The sequence below is a fragment of the Bradyrhizobium sp. BRP23 genome (genome assembly GCF_020194135.1).
In the GTDB taxonomy this organism is placed as follows: Bacteria; Pseudomonadota; Alphaproteobacteria; order Rhizobiales; family Xanthobacteraceae; genus Bradyrhizobium; species Bradyrhizobium yuanmingense.
Window position 1 is genome coordinate 675793 of the sequence record NZ_JADYVW010000003.1, and the last position, 22967, is coordinate 698759.

Annotated in this window: 2 protein-coding genes; both read right to left on the minus strand. The window is 66.3% G+C overall.

All coding sequences use genetic code 11. From position 1 onward, the window contains the following. Position 1 precedes the first annotated feature (1 nt). On the minus strand, positions 2-16426 hold the full coding sequence (locus tag I6F24_RS11375; RefSeq protein ID WP_225149430.1) for a non-ribosomal peptide synthase/polyketide synthase: 16425 nt from the start codon (positions 16424-16426) through the stop codon (positions 2-4). Continuing rightward, positions 16419-22967 carry a non-ribosomal peptide synthetase gene (locus I6F24_RS11380; RefSeq protein ID WP_225149429.1) on the minus strand — a complete coding sequence of 2183 codons (6549 nt, stop codon included), beginning with the start codon at positions 22965-22967 and terminating at the stop codon, positions 16419-16421. The genes I6F24_RS11375 and I6F24_RS11380 overlap by 8 nt, the downstream gene beginning before the upstream one ends.

The following is a 22967-nucleotide window of genomic DNA, read 5'->3' on the forward strand; positions in this document are numbered from 1 at the left end:
CTTACTCCGCTGGCTCCGGGACCGTATCCTGCGCGATCGTCGACGCCTCCGCCGGCACGAGCAGACCGCAGATCTCACCGAGCAGGCCGGCATCCCTCAGGATCGTGAAATGGTTGTCGCCGACGAAGCCGCGATCGACCGCTTTCGGGAACTGCAATTCCAGCCGATCACGCTGTGCCAGACGGGTCGACGTCCACCAGCAGAGCGGCGTGGCTTCGAGGCCCCGCGGCAGCGCTGTGTTCTGCGCCAGCCTGTTGAGGTGCCGTCCGACTGCGAATGCAGCGGACAAATCATCGGCGCCGAGCGAGGCGTCGTTCGCTCTCACGCTCCTGCTCTGCTCCACAACAGAGGCGACCAGATCGCGGATGCGCTCCGGCGTCTCCGGCAAATCAGCGCGTTTCGCTGCCTCGACCTGCGCCTTGATGCGAGAGGCCGCAGCGCTCGGAAGAACCGCGGACAGCAATCCTGCGAGATCGTCGGCCCAGTGTGCCATCGACTCCTGCCGGTTCGGTCCGTCCGGCTGCCGCGGCACGAAGCTGTCGACCAGCGCGAGACGATCGACGCGCTCACCGCCGCGTTCGAGCTCGGCCGCGACGAGACCGACCAGCAGTCCTCCCAAGGACCAGCCGACCAGGCTATAGGGACCGCGCGGCTGCATCCGCCTGATCTCGGCCGCGTAGTCCACGGCCATGGCTTCGAGGGAGGCGTCGGTCCACGAGGGATCGACCAGCATTCTCGATTGCAGCCCGATCAGCTGCCGGTGCCCTTCGAGGCGGCGCGCCAGCGGCCCGTAGTCGAACACTGTGCCGAAGCCCCCATGCACAGCGAAGACCGGGTTCACGCCGCGAACCGCGGCATTCAGCGGCAGCAGCGCCGATGGCGCGGGTGCGACGGCGGACGCCGCGGTGGCGCTGCCGGCGAGCAAGGCGCGGATCGTCGGCTTCTGAAGCAGATCGCGCAGCTTGATCTCGATCCCGAACGTCTTGTCCTGACGGACCCGCGCCACGACCTTGAGGCACAGGATTGAATTGCCGCCAAGCTCGAAGAAATTGTCGGTGACGCCGACCTGCGGCACCTCCAGGATCTCGGACCACAGGCGCGCCATTGCAATCTCTGCCGGGGTTCGCGGGGGGACGAAGCTCCGCATCGACGCATCGGGAGCCGGCAATGCACGCCGGTCGATCTTGCCGCTCGACAATGTCGGCAACCGCTCCAGCACCACGATCCGAGCCGGCACCATATAGGCCGGCAGGACGAGCTTCAGGAAACCGGTCAAGCGCTCGACCAGCGTCTCGGCCGCATCAGGCGCGGCGTCATCTGCCGCCTTCGGCGCGACATAGGCAATGAGCTGATTTCCGGCTGCACCCGGCAACGCCACCACCGCGGCCTGCGCGATTGCCTCGTGACGGAGCAGTGAGGTCTGGATCTCTCCGAGCTCGATCCGGAAACCGTTGACCTTGACCTGGTCATCGCTGCGGCCGAGATATTCGACGGTGCCGTCCTCGCGCCACCGCGCCAGATCGCCGGTGCGGTACAGCCGCGCTCCCGGGGCCGACGAGAATGGGTCAGGCACGAAGCGCTCTGCGGTCATACCGGCCTTGCCGTGATAGCACCGTGCCAGCCCAAAGCCGCCGAGATAAAGCTCGCCGGCGACGCCGGCGGGAATAATGTCGAGCGCGGCATCGAGAATGTAGGCACGGCGATCTCCGACCGGCACGCCGATCGGCGCGTAGGGCGTGTCGCATTCCGACGCGCCATCGACTTTCCAGACCAGCGGCGTGACGACGGTTTCGGTCGGACCATAACCATTGATCAGAATGCGTGGCTTGAGAACGCGCCTGACCTTGTCGAAGCCCGCCTTCGGCATCGCCTCGCCGCCGAACGAGTAGAGCTTGACCGGCGGTGGATTGCCGCTCTGCTCGACGCAATCGGCGACCTGCTGGAGGTAGGCCGGCGGCAATCCGATATGGCTGACGCGATGGGCGTGCAGGTTCTCGACGGTCTGTTCCGGCGTCCACAATTCGGCGTCACGCATCAACAGCCGTGCGCCATGCGACAGAACTGTGAGCCAGCGCTCATGAGCGCCGTCGAAGGCCAGCGATAGGAAATGCAGCTCGCAGGAGCTTTCGTCGATCTCGTAGAGGCTGCCCGTGACGCGACAGTGCATCGCCAGCGGTCCGTGGGCGACAGCGACGCCCTTTGGCGTCCCCGTCGAGCCCGAGGTGTAGATCAAATAGGCAAGGTTTTCCGGATGCAGTTCGGGCTGCGGCGGATGGTCCGGTCCCGCGTCGAACTCGAACGTGAGCAGCGAGATTGTTTCAACGCCATCCGGGCTGCCATCGAAATCGAGCCGTCCCGCCAACAGGAACGCGATCGCGGCATCACTCATGACGAACGCGCGCCGTTCGGATGGCAGCTCGGGATCGAGTGGAACGTAGGCTCCGCCCGCTTTGAGCACGGCCAGCAGCGCGATCATCGTGACGCCGGTTCGCTCGACCACCACGCCGACGCGCTGCTCGGGCTTGAGCCCCCGGGCGATCAGGTGATGCGCCAGACGGTTGGCCCTGCGCTCGAGGTCTCCGAACGTGAGCACCGAGCCGCCGATGGTCAGCGCCGTGCGCTCCGGATGACGCCGCGCATGGCTGCTGATCGCCTCATGCACCAGCGGCAAAGGAGCGCTCGGCGTCGCATGCCGATTGCAACGATCCGCAAGGACGGTGTCGAGCTCCGTCATGGGATCGATGCTGCCGAGCGGAACCGTGGCATCCCGCGTCAGCTCCGCCAGCAAGTGCTCGAACTGCACCTTGATCTGCGCCGCCTGCCCTGCGGTGAAATGACTCGGCATATAGGTGTATTCGACCTGGAGCGTGTCTTCGACCAGCACCGAGAGGTCCATCGGATAGTTCGTCACGTCGACATTCTTCAGACCGCTAAACTGCAACGCGCCTGCACCGTGGTGCATGCTGCGTTCGATCGGATAGTTCTCGAAGACGATGATGCTGTCGAACATGGTCTGACCGGCGCGGCCGGCCCAGCCCTGGATGTCATAGAGCGGCGTGTGCTCGAAGTCCCGGATCGCCGAATTGCGGTCCTGCAGTGCGCGGAGCCATTCTCCGATGGCGCCAGCAGGCGGAAGCGTTTCAATCACGGGCAGCGTGTTGATGAAGAGCCCGAGCATCTGCTGCGATCCGTCGAGACCGGCCGGACGACCGGCCACCGTTACGCCGAACGTCACGGTGTTCTGGCCCGTATAGCGTTGCAGCAGCAGCGCCCACACGCCCTGGACGATCGTGTTCAGCGTGATCCGTTCGCGGCGCGCGAACGCCTTCAGCTCGGCGGTCGCGGCCTCTCCGAGACGCGTGTAACAACGATCGTGGCCGGACGCCTGATGGCGGCGCGCGCCGAAGGCATCGGCGAGCTGCGTCGGCTGATCGAAACTCCGGAGTTGCTCGCGCCAGAAGGCTTCGGCAGCCTTGGCGTCCTGCGCCTGCAGCCAGGCGATATAGTCGCGGTAGCGCGTCGCATTCGCCGCAGGCCTGCCGCCGTAGTAACACTCCAGGACTTCTCCGACGAACCTTGCCGAGCTCCAGCCGTCCATCAGGATGTGATGATAGGTCCAGATCAGCCGATACAGGTCGTCCTGGAGGCGCAACAGCCGCACCCGCTGGAGCGGCGGCCTCTGGAGATCGAACTCGGCGGCGCGCTCATCGGCAAGGGCCGCCGCAATTCTTTCTTCACTGATCGCCTGCCCTCGCCAGTCCTCCTGTGCGAACGGCACGATGGCGTCGCGATAGACGGCTTGCAGCGGAGAGCCGGAGAGCTCGCGCCAGAGAAAACCGGTCCGCAGCATCTGATGACGCGCGCTCACCTCACGCCACGCTGTGCCAAGCCGTTCCGGGTCGAGGCCCCGGATCTCGACACTGACCTGGTTGACATAAACGCCGCTGCCGGCATCGCGCAGGCTGTGAAACAGCATGCCCTGCTGCATCGGCGACAGCGGATAGACGTCCTCGACGCGGCTCCAGTCCAGACCGAGCCGTTCGAGCTGCTCACTGGAGAGTCCCGCCAGCGAGCCACGCTCCGATGCGGGGTCTTCCTTATCGGGCTCGACATCTCGGGACGACGCAATCAGCGCCTCGATGGTTTGATGCCGGAACACGTCGCGCGGCTCGATGAGCACGCCTTCGCGCCGCGCGCGGCTCACCATCTGCAGCGAGATGATGGAATCACCACCGAGCTCGAAAAAATTATCAGTGACGCCGATGTTGGGCTGGCGCAGCAGATCGGCCCAGATCGCGGCCAATGTGACCTCCACCGGCGAGCGCGGCGCCACATGCTGGGCGGACGGCGCGAGCTGATCCGGCGCCGGCAATGCCTTGCGGTCGATCTTGCCGTTCGGCGTCAGCGGCAGACGCTCCAGCACCACGATCCGCGCCGGGACCATGTAGTCGGGCAGCACCGGGGACAGCGCCGTTTTGAGCGCCGCCCCATCCAGCGCTTCGCCGCTGACATAGCCGACCAGCTGGCGGCCGGTGCCGGCCTCGCGCGCCACCACGACGGCGGCGCGAACGCCCGGCTGCGCCTGCAGCCGTGCCTCGATCTCGCCGAGCTCGATGCGGAAGCCGCGGATCTTCACCTGGTAATCGGCACGGCCGACATAATCGAGCACGCCGTCGGACCGCCACCGCGCCACGTCGCCGGTGCGGTACAGCCGTGCGCCCGGCGGACCGAACGGATCGGGGATGAAGCGCTCCGCCGTCAGGCCGCCGCGCTGCCAATAGCCGCGGGCGAGCCCGCTCCCGCCGATATAGAGCTCGCCGGCGACGCCGACTGGCGCGAGGTTGAGGTCACCGTCGAGAACGTAAAGCGTGGTGTTGCCGATCGGGCGGCCGAGCAGCGGACGAGCGTCCATCGCATCGAGCCGATGGCGCGCCGACCACACCGTGGTCTCGGTCGGACCGTACAGGTTCCAGACTTCGCCGGCTTGCGCCACCAGCCGCCGCGCCAGATCCGGCGGCAGCGCCTCGCCGCCGCACAGCACCCGGCAGCTCGCCGGCAGCGCAGGGCCATCATGATCGAGCAGCATGCGCCAGGTCGACGGCGTTGCCTGGATCAGGGAGACGCCATGCCGCTCCACGATCGCCTTGAGCTTGGCAGGATCATGCGCGGCCGCGCGATCCGCCAGCACCACGCAGGCGCCGATCGTCAGCGGCAGCCAGAGCTCAAGCACTGCGATGTCAAAGGACAGCGAGGTCAGGCCAAGCACCCGGTCGGCGGCCGTCATGCCGGGCTGCTCCGCCATGGTCGCCAGGAAATTGGTCACGGCATCATGGCGAACCATCACGCCCTTGGGCAGACCGGTCGAGCCCGAAGTGTAGATCACATAGGCGAGGCTCTCACCGTGAACGGCGACATCGAGATTGGCGGCATCGCTGCCCTCGCCGTCCTGTCCATCAACGAGCCAGGCTTCTGCGCCGGTCTCCGCCAGTATGTCTGCGAACTGATCGTGCAATCCCTGTTGCGTCAGCACCAGCGCCGCGCCGCTGTCGCCCAGCATGTGCGCCAGCCGCTCCGGTGGGTAATCCGGATCGAGCGGCAAATAGGCCCCGCCGGCCTTCAGCACCGCCAACAGCGCGACCAGCATCTCGACGCTGCGCTCGAGCGCCAGCCCGACCACGATCTCGGTCCCGACGCCGCGATCGCGCAATCGCCGCGCCAGCCGGTTGGCGCGTGCATTCAGCGCGGCATAGCTCAGCTCCGCCTCGCCGAACACCAGCGCGATCGCCTGCGGCGACTTCCGGACCTGTGCCTCGAACTGCGCAATGATCCCCTCGCGCGGTTCATCCCGGCGCGTATCGTTCGCCCGTGCAAGCAGGACGTCATCCGCGGCGTCGCGGGCTGCGATCATGCCGACCGGTCGATCGGCATCGATGGCCAGCGCCTCGATCAGCCGCACAAAGGTTCGCTGCAGCCGTGCGATCTGGGCCTCGTCGAAATATTTGCGCTGATAGTTGAAGACGAGGCGCAGGCGCTCATCGACGCCGATGCTGGCGAACAAAGGATAATTGCTGGTCTCGACGATCCGGGTTTCGCCGACCTGGATCTGCCGGTTCTGTCCGATTAGCGCGCGGTCGACCGGGTAATTCTCGAACACCAGGATGCTGTCGAATAGCGGCCGTCCGGGGCGCCCTGCCAGCCGCTGGATTTCATAGAGCGGCGTCGCGCCGAATTCGCGCAGGGCCAGATTGCGATCCTGCAACTCGTGCAGCCATGATCCAACGGTCTGCTGCGGGCTGACACCGTCGATGACCGGCAATGTGTTGATGAACAGGCCGACCATCTCTTCGGCGCCGGCGAGCTCCGGCGGTCTGCCCGACACGGTGACACCGAAGCAGACCGTGCCCTGCCCGGTATGCTGTCGCAGCAACTGCGCCCATGCCGCCTGCACCAGCGTGTTCATCGTGATCCGCTCGCGCGCCGCGAATTCCTGCAAGCGTCCGGTCAGAGCCGCATCCAGCTCCAGCGCGAGGGTGCCGTGGCCTGACGATTGCGCGCCCGACCGGTCAGCCAGGAAACCCGGCTCGTCAAGTTCTGCCGTCGCATTGCGCCAGAACGCCGCCGAGGCGTGGCTGTCGCGAGCCTTCAGCCACGCGATGTAGTCGCGATAACGGTGATGCAGCGCCGGCAGACGTCCCTCGCCATTATGCTGCATCACCTCGGCGATCAGACGCGCCGAGCTCCATCCGTCGAGCAGGATGTGGTGATGCGTCCAGATCAGCCAATGCCTGTCGTTGCCGAGCCGGATCAACCGAACGCGCTGCAAGGGCGGCCGCGACAGGTCAAAGCCGGCGGCCTGCTCCTGCCGCGAAACGTCGGCCAGCGCCGCATCCAGTTGCGCCTGGTCCCAGGTCGCACTCCGTGCTCGCCAGTCATCCTCGATAAAGGGCACTTCGGCCCGTCGATAGACGACCTGTTGCGGCGCGCCGGACAGGTCACGCCAAATAAATCCCGTCCGCAGCACCGCGTGACGATCGCTGGCTGCCTGCCAGGCGCGGCGCAGCTTTCCGGCGTCCAGCCCACGGATCTCCGCCGCGACCTGGTTGACGTAGAGCCCGCTCTCGCCGTCATGCATCGCATGGAACAACATGCCTTGCTGCATCGGCGACAATGGATAGATGTCCTCGATCTCGCGCCAATCAAGCGCAAGCCTGTCGAGTTCGGTCTGACCCAGCCCCGACAACGCCACGTCCGATGGTGTCAGACCGCAAGCGCCGCCGGTGCAGTGATCGACCAGCTCGCGCAACGCAGCCTCGTACAACGCAGCCAACCGCTCGACCGTCTCGCGCCGATAGCGCTTGCGGCCGAACCCGAACGATAGAAACAACCGACCATCGCGCACCGTGCCGTTCACGGTCAGCCAGCGTCGCAGCGGGCTCGATGCATCCCGCGATCGGCCCGCGCTTTCCGCTGCCATCTTGAACAGCGCCGCCTCATCGCCTCCGTCGATCTGGCCGAGATAGTTGAACGCAATCTTCGGCTCGCCGGCATGCGATAGCGCCAAACGTTGTTCTTCGGAGCCAAGATAGCGCAATACGCCGTAGCCCAGTCCGCGGCCGGGAACGCCGCGAAGCTCCTCCTTCACGGTCTTGATCAATGACGAAGGAACTTCCGAGCCACCGGCCAACCGCACGGGAAAGGCCGTCGTAAACCAGCCGACCGTGCGCGAGAGATCGAGATCGCCAGCGAGAGGCTCGCGGCCATGCCCCTCCAGCTCGACGAGAACGTCGTCCTGCCCACTCCACTGCCAGACGGCGCGTGCAAGGCCGGCAAGAAGGAGATCATTGATCTGCGTACGATAAGCCGACGGCGCATCCGTCAGCAGGCGCCGCGTCCATTCACTTTCGAATGACAGCAGGACCTCATCGGCATCGGCGATGCGATCGTTGCCCGCGTGGTCCTCGTCGCAGGGAACGTCCGCATTTGCACAGCGGCTGGTCCAGTAGGGTAACTCCGTCGCCAGTTCTGGCGAGGTCGCGTAAGCCCGCAAGCGCTGACCCCACAGCGCGTGAGCATGAGTCTTGGGCGGAAGCGCGGCCGCGGCGTCACCCTTCGCAAGCTGCCTGTAAGCGGACGCGACGTCCTCCAGCAGAATGCGCCATGACATCCCGTCGACCACGAGATGGTGGATCACGATCAGGAAACGCTGGCTGCCGTCGGCGACATCGATGCCGATCGCTCGCAAAAGCCTGCCCTCGGAGATGGACAGGCTCGCCTGCGCCGACGATGCCAGCGCCGTCACGGCATCGCGGCCGGCCGCCTGCCGGACCCAGAGCAGGTCCTCCGCGCCCACAGCAGCGCCGTGCTCGGCACACCAGTTCCCTTGCCTCTCCTCGAAGTGGAGGCGCAGTGCATCATGATGATCGACCACGGCGGCGAGTGCGCGCCGCATCACGTTCCAGTCGAGACGCTCTCTCGGCTGCAACAGCACCGCCTGGTTCCAATGATCCCGGTTCTCCATGTCCTCCGCAAAGAAGCGGGATTGAATCGGCAAGAGCGGATGCGGGCCGGTGACCTGCCCTTGGTCGGCGAGCGTGCCCGCGCGCTGTTGCGAACGCGCTGCAAGCGCCAAAGCCTCCAAGGTCTGGTGCTGAAACACGTCACGCGGTTCGATCAGGTATCCGGCGCGCCGGGCGCGGCTCACCATCTGGAGCGAGATGATGGAATCGCCCCCGAGCTCGAAGAAATTGTCGGTGAGGCCGACGGCCGGCCGGCCGAGCAGCTCGGCCCAGATCGCCGCAAAAGCCATCTCCGCAGGCGTGCGTGGCGCCTGATGATCCGCATGGCCATGGGCCATGTCGGGCGCCGGCAGCGCCTGGCGATCAACCTTGCCGCTCGGCATCAAGGGCAGCCGCTCCAGCACGGCAATTCTCGGCGGCACCATGTAATCCGGCAGGACGGCCGACAGCGCTGTCCGCAGCGCAGCCTCTTCCAACTCCGCCGTGCCGCTAACGTAGCCAACGAGCTGCCGGCCGGCGCCGACCTCTCGCGCCACCACCACGGCGGAGCGAACGCCGGGCTGCTCGAGCAGCCGCGCCTCGATCTCGCCGAGCTCGATGCGGAAGCCGCGGATCTTGACCTGGTGATCCGCGCGTCCGACATAGTCGATCGCGCCATCGGCGCGCCAGCGCGCCAGGTCTCCCGACCGATAGAGCCGCTCGCCTTGCTCCCCGAAGGGATCGGGAATGAAGCGCTCCGCCGTCAGCTTCTCGCGCCGCCAATAGCCCCTCGCCAAACCGGCCCCGCCGATGAACAACTCGCCAGTCACGCCTGCCGGAACCATGTTCAGATCGGCGTCGAGGATGCGGATCGTCACGCCGGGAATGGGCTGGCCGATCGGCACGCTCGTCCCATCCTCGTCGCGACAAGTCCAATACGTGGCGTTGATGAGAGCCTCGGTCGGACCGTAGCGATTGTCGAATCGCACGTGGGGGAACGCCGCACGTACACGCGTCATGAGATCGAGCGACAGCGCCTCGCCGCCAGCAAACAGGCGCTTGATCGAGGTGCAGCGCGCCGCGCCGGGCTCGGCCACGAAATGCTCGAGCATCTGCGGCACGAAGTGCAGCGTCGTCACGTCATGGGCGATGACGGCGTCCACCAGGAGTCGCGGCTCGCGATGCGCGCCTGGAGCCGCGATCACGAGCCGCGCGCCGGTTGCGAGCGGCCACAATATCTCCCAAACCGAGACGTCGAAGCTGAACGGGGTCTTGTGCAGCAAGGTCTCGGCAGGATCGAGACGATACTCCGCCTGCATCCAGTCAAGCCGCGCCGCCAGCGCGCGATGCGAGCAGGCCACGCCCTTGGGCACGCCGGTCGAGCCTGATGTGTGCATCACATAAGCCAGGCTGTCCGGATGAAGCGCCGCACCGGGATTGCCGGCATGGGCTTCGATCCGAGCTTCAGCCTCGCCGTCGATTGTCCAGGCCTCGACGTCCGCATCCGTGATCACAGACGCCAGATGCGGAAGCAGCCGCTCCTGGGTCAGCACCAGCGCCGTTCCGCTATCACGCAGCATGTGGAGCAGGCGATCGGACGGGTAGTCGGGATCGAGCGGCAGATAGGCGCCTCCGGCCTTCAGCACGGCCAGGACGCCGACGATCAGCTCGATGCTGCGCTCGAGCGCCAAGCCGGCCAGCCGGTCGCGACTGATCCCGTGCTCCCGCAACCGCCATGCCAGGCGATTGGCACGCGCGTTCAGCTCGCCATAGCTGATCTGCCGTTCACTGAAGATCAACGCGATCGACGATGGCGAAGCCGCGGCCCGGGCTTCGATCTGCGCGACGATAGTGTCGCCAAGCTTCGGTGCCCGCTCGGCGCTGCCGCCCCAGCCGAGCAATCTCTGCTCCTCATCGGCATCGAGGCTGTCCAGCGCGCCCAGCGGCCGCGAGGCGTCCGCCACGATCCTGGCCAGCAGTTGCGACAGCGAGGCTTGCAGATATCTGATATGATCGTGGTCGAGGCGGCTGCGATCGTAGCGAAAGCCCAGATTGATGCCGTCGGGCTTGGCGAAGACCGCCACCGTCAGCGCATAGTTGGTGATCGAGACCTGCTCGACCCGGCCGAACCGGCGTCCGCTTTCGCTCTCGCCCCGCAGCGCCTGATCGACCGGATAGTTCTCGAACACGAGGATGTTGTCGAACAACGCGCGTCCGGAACGGCCGGCAAGACGCTGGATTTCGTACAGCGGCATCCAGCCGTGATCGCGCAGATCCGTGTTGCGCGCCTGGAGATCGCGCAGCCACGCTCCGATCTCGGTTTGCGGGCTTGCCTGATCGACGACGGGCAGCGTGTTGATGAACAGGCCGACCATCTCCTCGGCCCCGCTGATCTCCGCCGGCCGGCCCGAGACCGTCGCACCGAAACAGACCGCGCGCTGACCGGTGTGGCGGCGCAACAGCTGCGCCCAAGCGCCTTGCACCAGCGTGTTCAGCGTGACGCGCTCGCGCCGCGCAAAGGCTTGCAGGCTTGCCGTCAGGTCGGCCGTGAGCAGCAGGTCCGACGAGCCATGGCCGGAAGCACCGTTGGCCGCAGGTCCTCCCAGCGTGTCCGCTAGGAAGCTGGGCTCGTCCAATTCGGCCAAGGCCGATCGCCAGAACGACGCGGACGCGTCGCGGTCCTGCCTTTGCAGCCACGCGATGTAGTCGCGGTAGCGGCCCTTCACGGCCGATAGTCGCGCACCGCGTTCGTGCTGCAGGATCTCAGCCATGAGACGCGCGGCGCTCCAGCCGTCGAGCAGGATATGGTGGTGGGTCCAGATCAGCCAGTGGCGTGCCTCGTCGAGCCGGATCAGCCGGACCCGCTGCAATGGCGCTTGCGACAGGTCGAATGCCCTGGCGCGTTCGGCTTGCGCAATACCCGCGAGCGCAACCCGGAGCTCCTCCTCTTCCATGGCGGCCGCCCGCGAGCGCCAGTCTTCTTCCTCGAATGGCAAAGGCGCAGAGCGATAGACCACCTGCTGCGCGGCCCCCGACAGCTCGCGCCACGCAAATCCGGTTCGCAACACGGCGTGGCGCGAGCTGATCTCGTGCCAGGCTGCGCGCAGCCTGCCGGCCTCGAGACCACGGACCTCCAGGCCGATCTGGTTGACGTAATTGCCGCTCTCGCCATCACGAAGGGCATGGAACAGCATGCCCTGCTGCATGGGCGACAGCGGATAGATGTCCTCGATCTCGCGGCAGTCGATCGTCGCGACCAGCGCGTCGAGATCAGCCTGCTTGAGGTTCGACAAGGCGAAGTCCGACGGCGTGATGCCGCGGGCGCCGCCCGTGCAATGCGCGACGAGTTCGCGCAAGGAAGCCGCGTAATGCTCGGCGAGACGTTCGATCGTTGCGCGCCGGTAACGTCTGCGGCCATAGCTGAACGACAGGCGCAACTGTCCTTCGCCGACCTGACCGTTGATGCTGACCCAGCGGCCGAGTGGCGCGCTTTCGCTGCGCATCGGCCCCGAGCTCTCGGGCGCGAGGCGGAACGGGGCACTCTCTCCCATGCTGGAATCGAACTGGCCGAGATAGTTGAAGACGATGCGCGGCTCAGGGCGTGTCGCCAGGGCGCTCCGCTGCGCCTCGGTGCCGAGATGGCGCAGGATGCCGTACCCCAGCCCGCGGTTGGGAACGGCCCGAAGCTCCTCCTTGATGGATTTGATGAGAGAGGCATCTTCCTCGGAGCTACCCGACAGCCGCACCGGAAAAGCAGTGGTGAACCAGCCGATGGTGCGGGACACATCGGCGCCCGCAAAGACGTCCTCGCGGCCATGGCCTTCGAGCTCGACGACGACGTCCTCGATCCCGCCCCAGCGCGACACGGCTCGCGCAAGTGCCGCCAGCAGGAGATCATTGACCTGGGTGCGGTAGGCGGACGGGGCTTCCTTCAGCAGCCGCGTGGTCAATCCGGCGTCGAACGCCAGCAGGACCTCCTCGCCGTCTGCAACCCGGTCGACCCCGCCATGATCGTCATCGCAGGGAAACGCCGCATGCGATCCCCGCTCCAGCCAATAGTCGAGCTCGGCTGCCAGCTCGTCGGTCGCAGCATAGGTCTGCAATCGCGCGCCCCAGGATGCATAAGAGTCGCTCCTCGCCAGCGCGACTGAAGCCGCGCCCTGACGGAGCTGATCGTACGCCGTCGCAAAGTCTTCGAGCAGCACACGCCATGACACGCCGTCGATGACGAGATGATGCACCACCACCAGAAGCCGCTGACTGCCGTCCGCGAGATCCATGCCGACCACACGCAACAGCGGCCCGGCCAGCGACAGGCTGGCCTGAGCTTGTGAGGCGACCTTCGTGACTGCGGCGGCATCCTGGAGGTCACCAAGAATCCACAGCAGCTCGGACGTTGGCGGTGTAGCGCCGTAGGTCGCGCGCCAACCGCCATCAATCTCCTCGAAGCGCAGGCGCAGGGCCGCATGATGCGCGACAAGAGCGGCAAGCGTGAGCTCGACGAGCTTCCAGTCGAGCCGCGACTTCGGCATCAGCAGGACGGCCTGATTCCAGTGATGACGGTCCCCTGCATCCTCACTGAGGAACCGCAACTGGATCGGCAGCAGCAGGTGCTCGCGGCCGTCGAGATCGATCTCAGCGGCGACGATCTCCGCTTTGTCTTCACTCCGCGCCACGCGCGCCAGATCCTGCAAGGTCTGATGCCGGAAGACGTCACGCGGCTCGATCAGCAGGCCCGCCTGGCGCGCGCGACCGACCAGCTGCAGCGAGATGATGGAATCGCCGCCGAGCTCGAAGAAATTGTCGGTGGCGCCGATGGCGGGCTGGCCGAGCAGCTCGGCCCAGATCGCAGCGAGCACCGTCTCGGCCGCGGAGCGCGGCGCGACATGCGCGGTGGTTGCGGCCGGCATCTCGGGCGCCGGCAGGGCGTCGCGATCGACCTTGCCGTGCGCGGTGAGCGGCAGCCGGTCCAATCGCACGATGCGGGCCGGCACCATGTAGTCGGGCAGCTCATCCGAGAGCGCCGCACGCATCGCCGCTTCGTCGAACGGCCCATCGCCGGCGACATAGCCGACCAGCTGACGGCTGACGCTGGCTTCAAGGGCAACGACCACGGCCGACCGCACGCCGGCCTGCCGCATCAGCCATGCCTCGATCTCGCCGAGCTCGATCCGGAAGCCGCGGATCTTCACCTGATGATCGGTCCGGCCCACATATTCGATGACGCCATCGGCGCGCCACCGCGCCAGATCGCCGGTGCGATACAGCCGCGCGCCCGGCGCGCCAAACGGATCAGGGACGAAGCGGTCGGCCGTCAGCTCGGCGCGCTGCCAGTAACCGCGCGCCAAGCCCTCGCCGCCGATGAACAGTTCACCGGTCACGCCGACCGGGACGATGTTGAAATCATTGTCCAGGATGTAGGCCGAGCGGCGGCCCACCGGGCGACCGATCGGGGCATAATTGCCGTCGATCTCCTCGCTCGCATCGACCTTCCAGACCAGCGGCGTGACCACGGTTTCGGTCGGCCCGTAGCCGTTGATCAATGCCCGCGGCTTGAGCGCGCGCTTGACCTTGTCGAAGCCGGCCTTTGGCATCGCCTCGCCGCCGAACGAGTACAGCTCGACTGGCGGCGGATCGCCACGCCACATCGCGAACTCAGCGAGCTGTTGCAGGTAGGCGGGCGGGAATCCGGCATTGGTGACGCGCTGCCGGCGCAGAACCTCGATAGTCTGTTCGGCGGACCACAGGTCCGCATCCCGCATCACGAGCGCCGCGCCGCAGGTCAGTGCGGTCCAGAGCCGCTCATGGGCGCCATCGAAGGTGAAGGACAGGAAGTGCAGCTCGCGCGAGTGCCGATCCATGTCGTAGAGCCCGGCCGTCACCTCGCAGTGCATGGCGAACGGACCGTGTTCGACCGCGACGCCCTTGGGGATGCCGGTGGAGCCGGAGGTGTAGATCACATAGGCAAGGCTGGTTGGCACCACCGCGATCTCGGGATCGCTTTCGCTCTCCTTGGCGAGATCGATCGCACCGAGCGGAACGACCACAACGCCAGCTGGCGGCGGCGTTAACGCCGAACTATCTGCGTCGACCAGCACGACACGCGCGCCGGCATCGCGCAGGGTGCCGATCTGGCGTCTCGCCGGATGTTCGGGATCGAGCGGCAGATAGGCTGCACCCGTCTTCAAGATGGCGAGCAGCGCTGTAATGAGGCCTGGCGAACGCCGTGCCGAGACACCGACAAGGTCGTCGCGCCCGACACCGAGGCGGATCAGGTGGTGCGCGAGCCGATTGGCGCGGCGGTTGAGCTCGGCATAGCTGATTTCATCGTCACCGAAGACCAGCGCCGGCGCGTCGGGCGTTTCGGCGGCCAGCCGTGCAACCGTCCGATGCACCGGTGTGAACGATGAGCTTGCCGTTTCGTCGGCGCGATTCCATTGCCGCAACTGCCCCAGTTCCTGTTCGGACAGCAACGCCACATCGGCGATCCCTTGCGCGTCGTCGGCGACCATGGCCTTCAGGGTCGTGGTCCAATGCGCGGCAAGACGCTCGATCGTCGCCGCCTCGAACAGCGCCGCCGCATAGGTAAAGACGGCGCGGATTTCGCCTGATAGCCCCTCCTCGGTATCGAGCGCGAGGTCGAACTTGACGGCATCGACCTCCGTATCGATCGTCTCGATCTGGAGACCGGTCCGATCCGATGGACTAGCCGACGCCCGACGGCGCTGGTGATTGTAGAGGACCTGGAACAGTGGATTCTGACTCAGGCTGCGCGTGGGCCGAAGGATTTCGAGCAGACGTTCGAACGGCAGGTCCTGGTTTTCCTGTGCCTCGACAGTGGCCGCATGAACCGCCGCAATGAAGTCCGCGATCGCCGCGCGGCCGTCGATCTGCGTGCGAAGCACCTGGGTATTGACGAACAGACCGATCACGCCGCGCGCTTCGCCGCGATGCCTGTTGGCGACGGGCACGCCGATGTTGATGTCGGACTGCCCGGTGTAGCGATAGAGCAGCAGCTTGAAGCTCGCCAGCAGGACGGCGAACAGGGTCGTGCGATGCCGCCGCGCGAGCCCGCGCAAGCCATCGGCTAGCGCCGGGTCGAGCGGGATGCGATGTGCCGATCCCGCCAGATCCGGGACCGCCGGGCGCGGCCGGTCGATCGGCAGCTGGAGCACCGCCGGATCGGCGAGACGCCTGGTCCAGTAGCCGACCTGCCGTTCGCCATCGACCGCACTCATCCAGAGCCGCTGCCATTCGGCGTAGTCGGCATAGTCAATCTCCGGCTCCGGCAGCGCCGGTTCTTCACCGCAAGCGAATGCCGCGTACAGTTTCCAGAACTCGTCAACCAGCACGCCCATCGACCAGCCGTCGGCCACGATATGGTGCAGGCTGACGACGAGGAAGTGATCGCCCTCGTCCAGCGTCAGCAGCGTCGCGCGCATAAGCGGGCCGGCCTCGAGATCGAACGGCAGCGAAGCCTCCTGCCGCGCAAGCTCGCGCGCCTGCCGTTCGCGGTCGTCGCCATCGAGGGCCAGGTGCCGCAATGCGGCCGGCTGCGGAACCTGGATGACTTGTTCGGCCTGCTCCCCTTCCTGCCGAAAGACGGTGCGAAGCGCGCTGTGGCGGGCGACAAGCATATCGAACGCCTGTTGCAATGCGCGTGGTTGCAGCTGGCCGCGCGCGCGCACCGTCGCTGATATGTTGTAGGCCGCGCTGGACGGATCCATCCGCCACAGGAACCAGAGGCGCGCTTGCGCAAAGGACAGCGGCGCCCGCTTTCGCCCCTGGCGCACGATCGGCAGCATGGCGAGGTTGACGCCCTTCGCCGCGAGCTGCGACACGAACGCGTGCTGCTTGCCGGAATCGAGACGCATCAAGCGCCGTGAAATGTCGCGCAGCTGCTGCTTTTGCGTGGTTGCCGTGTCACTCATGGGACAGTTCGACTTCCTTCAACAGGTCGAGCATCGCTACGATGTCGTCGCTTCGCTTGTCGATCTCGCTCTCCAGGCCCAGCGCAGCAGCCATGGTTTCAACGGTCGTCAATTCAAACAGACGATTGAGCGGCAGGTCGTGGCCGAGATCGCGCTTGATGCGGCTGACGAGCTGGACCGCGATCAAGGAATCGCCGCCGAGCTCGAAGAAATTGTCGGTGACACCGATATTGGGCTGGCGCAGCAGATCGGCCCAGATCGCGGCCAATGCAGCCTCCGCCGGCGTGCGCGGCGCCACATGCTGGGCGGACGCCGCGAGCTGATCCGGCGCCGGCAAGGCCTTGCGGTCGATCTTGCCGTTCGGCGTCAGCGGCAGACGCTCCAGCACCACGATCCGCGCCGGGACCATGTAGTCGGGCAGCACCGGGGACAGCGCTGTTTTGAGCGCCGCGCCATCCAGCGCTTCGCCACTGACATAGCCGACCAGCTGGCGGCCGGTGCCGGCCTCGCGCGCCACGACCACGGCCGCGCGGACGCCCGGCTGCGCCTGCAGCCGCGCCTCGATCTCGCCGAGCTCGATGCGGAAGCCGCGGATCTTCACCTGGTAATCGGCACGGCCGACATAATCGAGCACGCCGTCGGATCGCCACCGCGCGACGTCGCCGGTGCGGTACAGCCGCGCCCCCGGCGGACCGAACGGATCAGGGATGAAGCGCTCCGCCGTCAGGCCGCCGCGCTGCCAATAGCCGCGGGCGAGCCCGCTCCCGCCGATATAGAGCTCGCCGGCGACGCCGACCGGCGCGAGGTTGAGGTCACCGTCGAGAACGTAAAGCGTGGTGTTGCCGATCGGGCGGCCCAGCAGCGGACGATCGTCCATCGCATCGAGCCGATGGCGCGCCGACCACACCGTGGTCTCGGTCGGGCCGTACAGGTTCCAGGCCTCGCCGGCCTGGGCCACCAGCCGCCGCGCCAGATCCGGCGGCAGCGCCTCGCCGCCGCACAGCACCCGGCAGCTCGCCGGCAGCGCAGGGCCGTCATGATCGAGCAGCATCCGCCAGGTCGACGGCGTTGCCTGGATCAGGGACACGCCATGCCGCTCCACGATCGCCTTGAGCTTGGCAGGATCATGCGCGGCCGCGCGATCTGCCAGCACGACGCAGGCGCCGATCGTCAGCGGCAGCCAGAGCTCAAGCACTGCGATGTCAAAGGACAGCGAGGTCAGGCCAAGCACCCGGTCGGCGGCCGTCATGCCGGGCTGCTCCGCCATGGTCGCCAGGAAGTTCGTCACCGCGTCATGACGGACCATCACGCCCTTGGGCAGGCCGGTCGAGCCCGAGGTGTAGATCACATAGGCGAGGCTCTCGGCGTGAACGGTGACATCGAGATTGGCGGCATCGCCGCCCTCGCCGTCCGCAGCGTCGAGCATCCAGGCCTCGGCGCCGGTCTCCGCCAGCACGGCGGCGAACGGATCGCGCAACTCCGTCTGCGTCAGCACCAGCGCCGCGCCGCTGTCGCCCAGCATGTGCGCCAGCCGCTCCGGCGGGTAATCCGGATCGAGCGGCAAATAGGCCCCGCCGGCCTTCAGCACCGCCAACAGCGCGACCAGCATCTCGACGCTGCGCTCGAGCGCCAGCGCGATCACGATCTCGGTCCCGACGCCGCGATCGCGCAAGCGCCGCGCCAGCCGGTTGGCGCGTGCATTCAGCGCAGCATAGCTCAGCTCCGCCTCGCCGAACACCAGCGCGATCGCCTCAGGTGACTTCCGGACCTGTGCCTCAAATTGCTCGATCAACGACTGTCGCCGATCATGCGCCTGCGTCCGGTTCCACGTCTCCAGCAACAGCTGCCGCTCGTCGGGGGGCAAAATGTCGAGCTGCCGGACCGGCGCACGCGGCGCGCGATCCAGCGCATCGGCCAGTTGATCGAGTGCCTGCTGCATCATGGCGCAAATGCGATCGGCCGAGAACGGATGGACGATCTGGGCGGTCAGGCCAAGCGCCTGGCCATAATCCTCGACCGCCAGCATCAGGGGATAATTGGTGCGTTCCTCGCCCCCGAGCCATTCGATGCCGGTGCTCTCCCTGTTGGCAGCCAGATCCGCCGGCATTGCATTGTGCCGATAGTTCAGGACCGCGCTGAACAGAGGCGCAGGTGCCGTGACGCCGCTGCATCGCTGCGCGAGCGCCAGGGAGGCGTGCTCGTGTGCCATCAGTTCGGTCAGCCGGCGATGCGCATCACGAACGCTGTCCTCGACCGCAGCGTCACCAAGATCCAGCCGCAACGGCAAGGTGTTGATGAACAAGCCCATGGTGCGATCGCCGCCCGCGCCGGCGTGCATGCGGCCGAACAGGACGGTCCCGAACACCACCTGCTCGCGCCCACTGGTTCGCCCCACCACCTGCCCCCAGGCGAGATGGCAAAGGCTGGCCAGGCTGACGCCCAACCGCCGCGCCTGCACACGAAGCCTTGCGTTCAAGCTCTCGGGCAGCATCAGCCGGGTTTCGGCAATACCGGCACCATCGCCGTGCACCCGATCCAGGCCGAACGGCGTGGAGGGCTCGTCGATGTCGGCGAGCATGCCGCGGAAGAAGCGCTCATGCTCCTTGGTCGCCGCCGATCCGCGCGCCTGTGCCACCAGATTCCGGAACGGATAAGGCGGCGGCAATTCGTGGCTCCGCCCGGACAGGATCTTCCCGACCTCGTCGTGCATCACTTCGAGCGTGGAGTGGTCGCCAATCAAATGATGCAGCAGGACCAAAAGCAGCCAGCGCTCTCCACCCGGATCGGCCGCGACCGCAAATCGCAAAAGCGGCGGCCGTCCGAGATCGATCCGATGCAAACGCGGATCGAATCGTCGCGCGAGCTGCTCATCCCCAGGGCCTTCGCCATCCAGCACGACCTCGTCGACGACCAAGGACGCCTGCCGCCAAACCACCTGTGCCGGCGTGGACAGTCCGCTCCACACGATAGACGTTCGCAGAATGTCGTGACGGGCGACCACCTGCCGGACCGCGTCGAGATAGCGATCGAGCAGGTTGCGGCTGGCAAATGCCATTCGGCCGACCAGCAGATAGGGATCGCCTTCCTTCGACAGCAGGTGGTGGAAGAGAATGCCATCCTGAAGTGGCGAGAGGCCGTAGACATCCTGGATGTTGGCGACGCCGCCAGGAACGTCGGCCACGATGCTGTCGATGTCGGATTGCGTCAACGTGATCAGCGGCAACAATTCCGGTGTGATCGCCGTCGTCTGCCGGGTGATCTGATTGACCGGAACGTCGGCCTCTACGCCGCCATCGAGGCTGGCGGCAAATTCCGCCAGCACCGGCTTCGCGAACAGCATGCGCGCATCCGCCCTCAGCGCATGCCGCTGCAATCGCTCCAGCATGCGCACTGCGAGCAGCGAGTGGCCGCCGAGCTCGAAGAAGTGGTCACTGCGTCCGATCCGATCGACGCCCAAGAGCTCGGCCCAGATATTTGCGACAATCTGCTCGACCTCGCCTCGCGGCGGTTCGAAACGGCGCCGCGCATATGCATCGTTCTCCGGCGCCGGCAGCGCCTTGCGGTCCACCTTGCCATTCGGCGTGAGCGGGAGTGCATCGAGACTTACGAACGCTGACGGCACCATGTAGTCCGGCAGACACGCACGCAGGTGATCGCGCAACGCGCTGGCAAGCTCTCCGCCATCGCGCCTTACGCCCCCCCTAGCGGCCACATAGGCGACCAGCCGCATGTCGCCGCCATGATTGCGCTGCACCAGCACGATTGAATCGGCAACGTCGGCGTGCTCGTTGAGCCGAAACTCGATTTCAGCGAGCTCGATACGAAAGCCACGGATCTTGACCTGGTGGTCGTTGCGGCCGAGAAACGCAATATTGCCGTCCGGGAGATAGCGGCCGAGATCGCCGGTGCGGTACATGCGTGCATCCGCATCGCCGCAGAAGGGATCGCGCACGAAGCGTTCCGCCGTCAGATCGGCGCGATTGAGATAACCGCGCGCGATGCCGACCCCTCCGATATGGATTTCACCGACCGCACCGAGCGGAACGGGCGCACCGAACCGGTCCAGGAGATAGATCCGCGCATTCGGCAGCGGTCGACCGATCGGAGCCGCGTCGCCATCAAAGCCCCGATGCCGCAACCAGCTCGTGGCGCAGACCGTTGCTTCCGTCGGCCCATAACCGTTGAAGACGGCCATATCAGGAGGCAATCCCTTGACCAGCTCGGCCCTGGGCAATTCACCGGCAAGAACGAGAACCCGCAACGAGGCGAGCCGTTCGAGATCGGTCCGCCCGTGCAGCATCGCCGGCGGCAAGGTCGCATGCGTGATCGCATTGTCCGCGAGATAGCCGAACAATGCCGCGGTGTCCTGATGCTCGCGCGTGCCGGCCAGAAACAGCGCGGCGCCCGAGCACAGGGCCATGACGATTTCCCAGATGCTGGCATCGAAACTGAGCGAGGCAAACTGCACGACGCGACTGCTCGAATTGATGTTGAACAATGCCCGCTGCGCCAACGCCAAATTCACCAGGCCACGGTGCTCGACCATCACCCCCTTCGGCCGACCGGTCGAGCCGGACGTGTAGATGATGTAGGCGAGGCTTCGCGCAGTCAGGCCTTCGAGGAGAACACTCGGATCCGACGTCGCCAGCCCTGCGTCTACGTCGGGGTCGACCATCTCGCAGGTCCCATCTGGAATGATCGCGCGTCCTGTGGCGTCTGCGATCAGCAGGCGCGGCCTGGCATCGTCGACAATCTGACGTAGCCGCTCCGCAGGATAAGCGGGATCGAGCGGCAGATAGGCGCCGCCCGCCTTCAGCACGGCCAGCAGGCTCACCACCATTGCGATGCCCCGCGGCAGGCAGATCGCAACGGGCTGATCCGGCACCACTCCCAACGTGATCAAGTGCCGCGCAAGCCTGTTCGCCCGCGCATCGAGCTCGCTATAGCTCAGACGAACGTCCTCGTATGCCAGCGCAATGGCGTCCGGCGCCCTTCTCACCTGCTCCGCAAACAGATCTTGAATGCAGCTTTCGGAGGGAAACGGCGTGGCCGTCTCGTTCCAAGTGTCGAGAACGCGCCTGCGCTCATCGGCACCAATGATATCGATCCGGTCGACCTCCTGGTCCGCATCGGAGATCATCGCCCGCAGCACGGTCAACAGATAGCCCCGATGGCGCGTGATCGTCGCTTCGTCGAATAGCGACGTCGCATAATTCAGGGAGCCGACAATGCGCCCGTCCATCTCGCCGAGATTGAGCTCGAGATCGAACTTGACCTGTTGCAGCGGAATATCAGCGACCTCGGCTTTGAGGCCGGGCAACTCGAGAGGCCCCCTCTCGTTGTTTTGCCAGGCGAACACGGCCTGGAAGACCGGTGTCTGCTCCGGCCGTCGCAGCGGTTGGACGATCTCGACGACCTGCTCGAACGGTAGGTCCTGATGATCCTGCGCCGCGAGCGCCGCCGCGCGCACGCGGCGGAGCAGTTCGGCCACGCTGGGCTCCGCCGAGAGATCAACGCGGAGAGCCAGCATGTTGACGAAGAATCCGATCAGGCCCTCGATCTCCGGCCTATTTCGGTTGGCCGTCGGAGTCCCGATGACGATATCGGTCTGCGAGGAGAGTCTCGACAACACCACTGCCCAGGCCGCCAGCACCGTCATGAAAGCACTGGCGCCATGCGACTGACTCAGTCGCCTGATGCCGGAGGCCAGCTCCACATCGATCTCGATCGGCAGGGACGCCCCGGCGAGCGACCTGATTGGCGGACGCGGCCGATCCGTCGGCAATTCAAGCACGGCAGGAGCGTCCGCGAGTGCTTCTCGCCAATAGTCGACCTGCCGCTGCAAGCGTTCGCCCGACAGCCATTGCCGCTGCCAGACGGCATAGTCCGGATACTGGATTGCCAATGGCGGCAGAGGATCGTCCTTGCCGGCGGCGAATGCCCGGTAGAGAGCGCCGAGCTCGCGCATGAGCACGCCGATCGACCAGCCATCGGAGACGATGTGATGCTGGGTGAGCAAGAAGAGATGCTCTCCCTCCGCCATCCGGATCAGGCGACCGCGGACCAACGGTCCTGCGGCGAGATCGAACGGCGTCGCGGCCTCCTCGCGGCAGAGGCGCGCCAGCTCCTGCTCGCGATCGTCCCGGCTACTCAGATCATGCTCGAGCAGCGGCACACGCGCATCCGTGGGCAGCAGCACCACGCGCGGCTGTTCGTCCACTACGCGAAAGACGCTGCGCAGGGCTTCGTGGCGCGCGAACACACGGTCGATGCTGCGACGCAAGGCTTCGAGATCGAGCTCGCCCGTAAGCCGCAATGCTCCGCGAATGTGATAGCTGGAATTCGTACCATCGAGCTGCGTCAGCAGCCAGAGCCGCTGCTGCGCAAAGGACATTTCCAACGATCCGCTCCGCGCCACCACCGGAATGGCACTGGCGCCACTCCTGTCGGCACTCCGGCCGCGATCCCTGGCCAGCGCGACGAGCTTTCTCATCTGCTGGGGATCCAGATCGCGTAAGCTCGGCTTTGCCGTGTCAGCCAT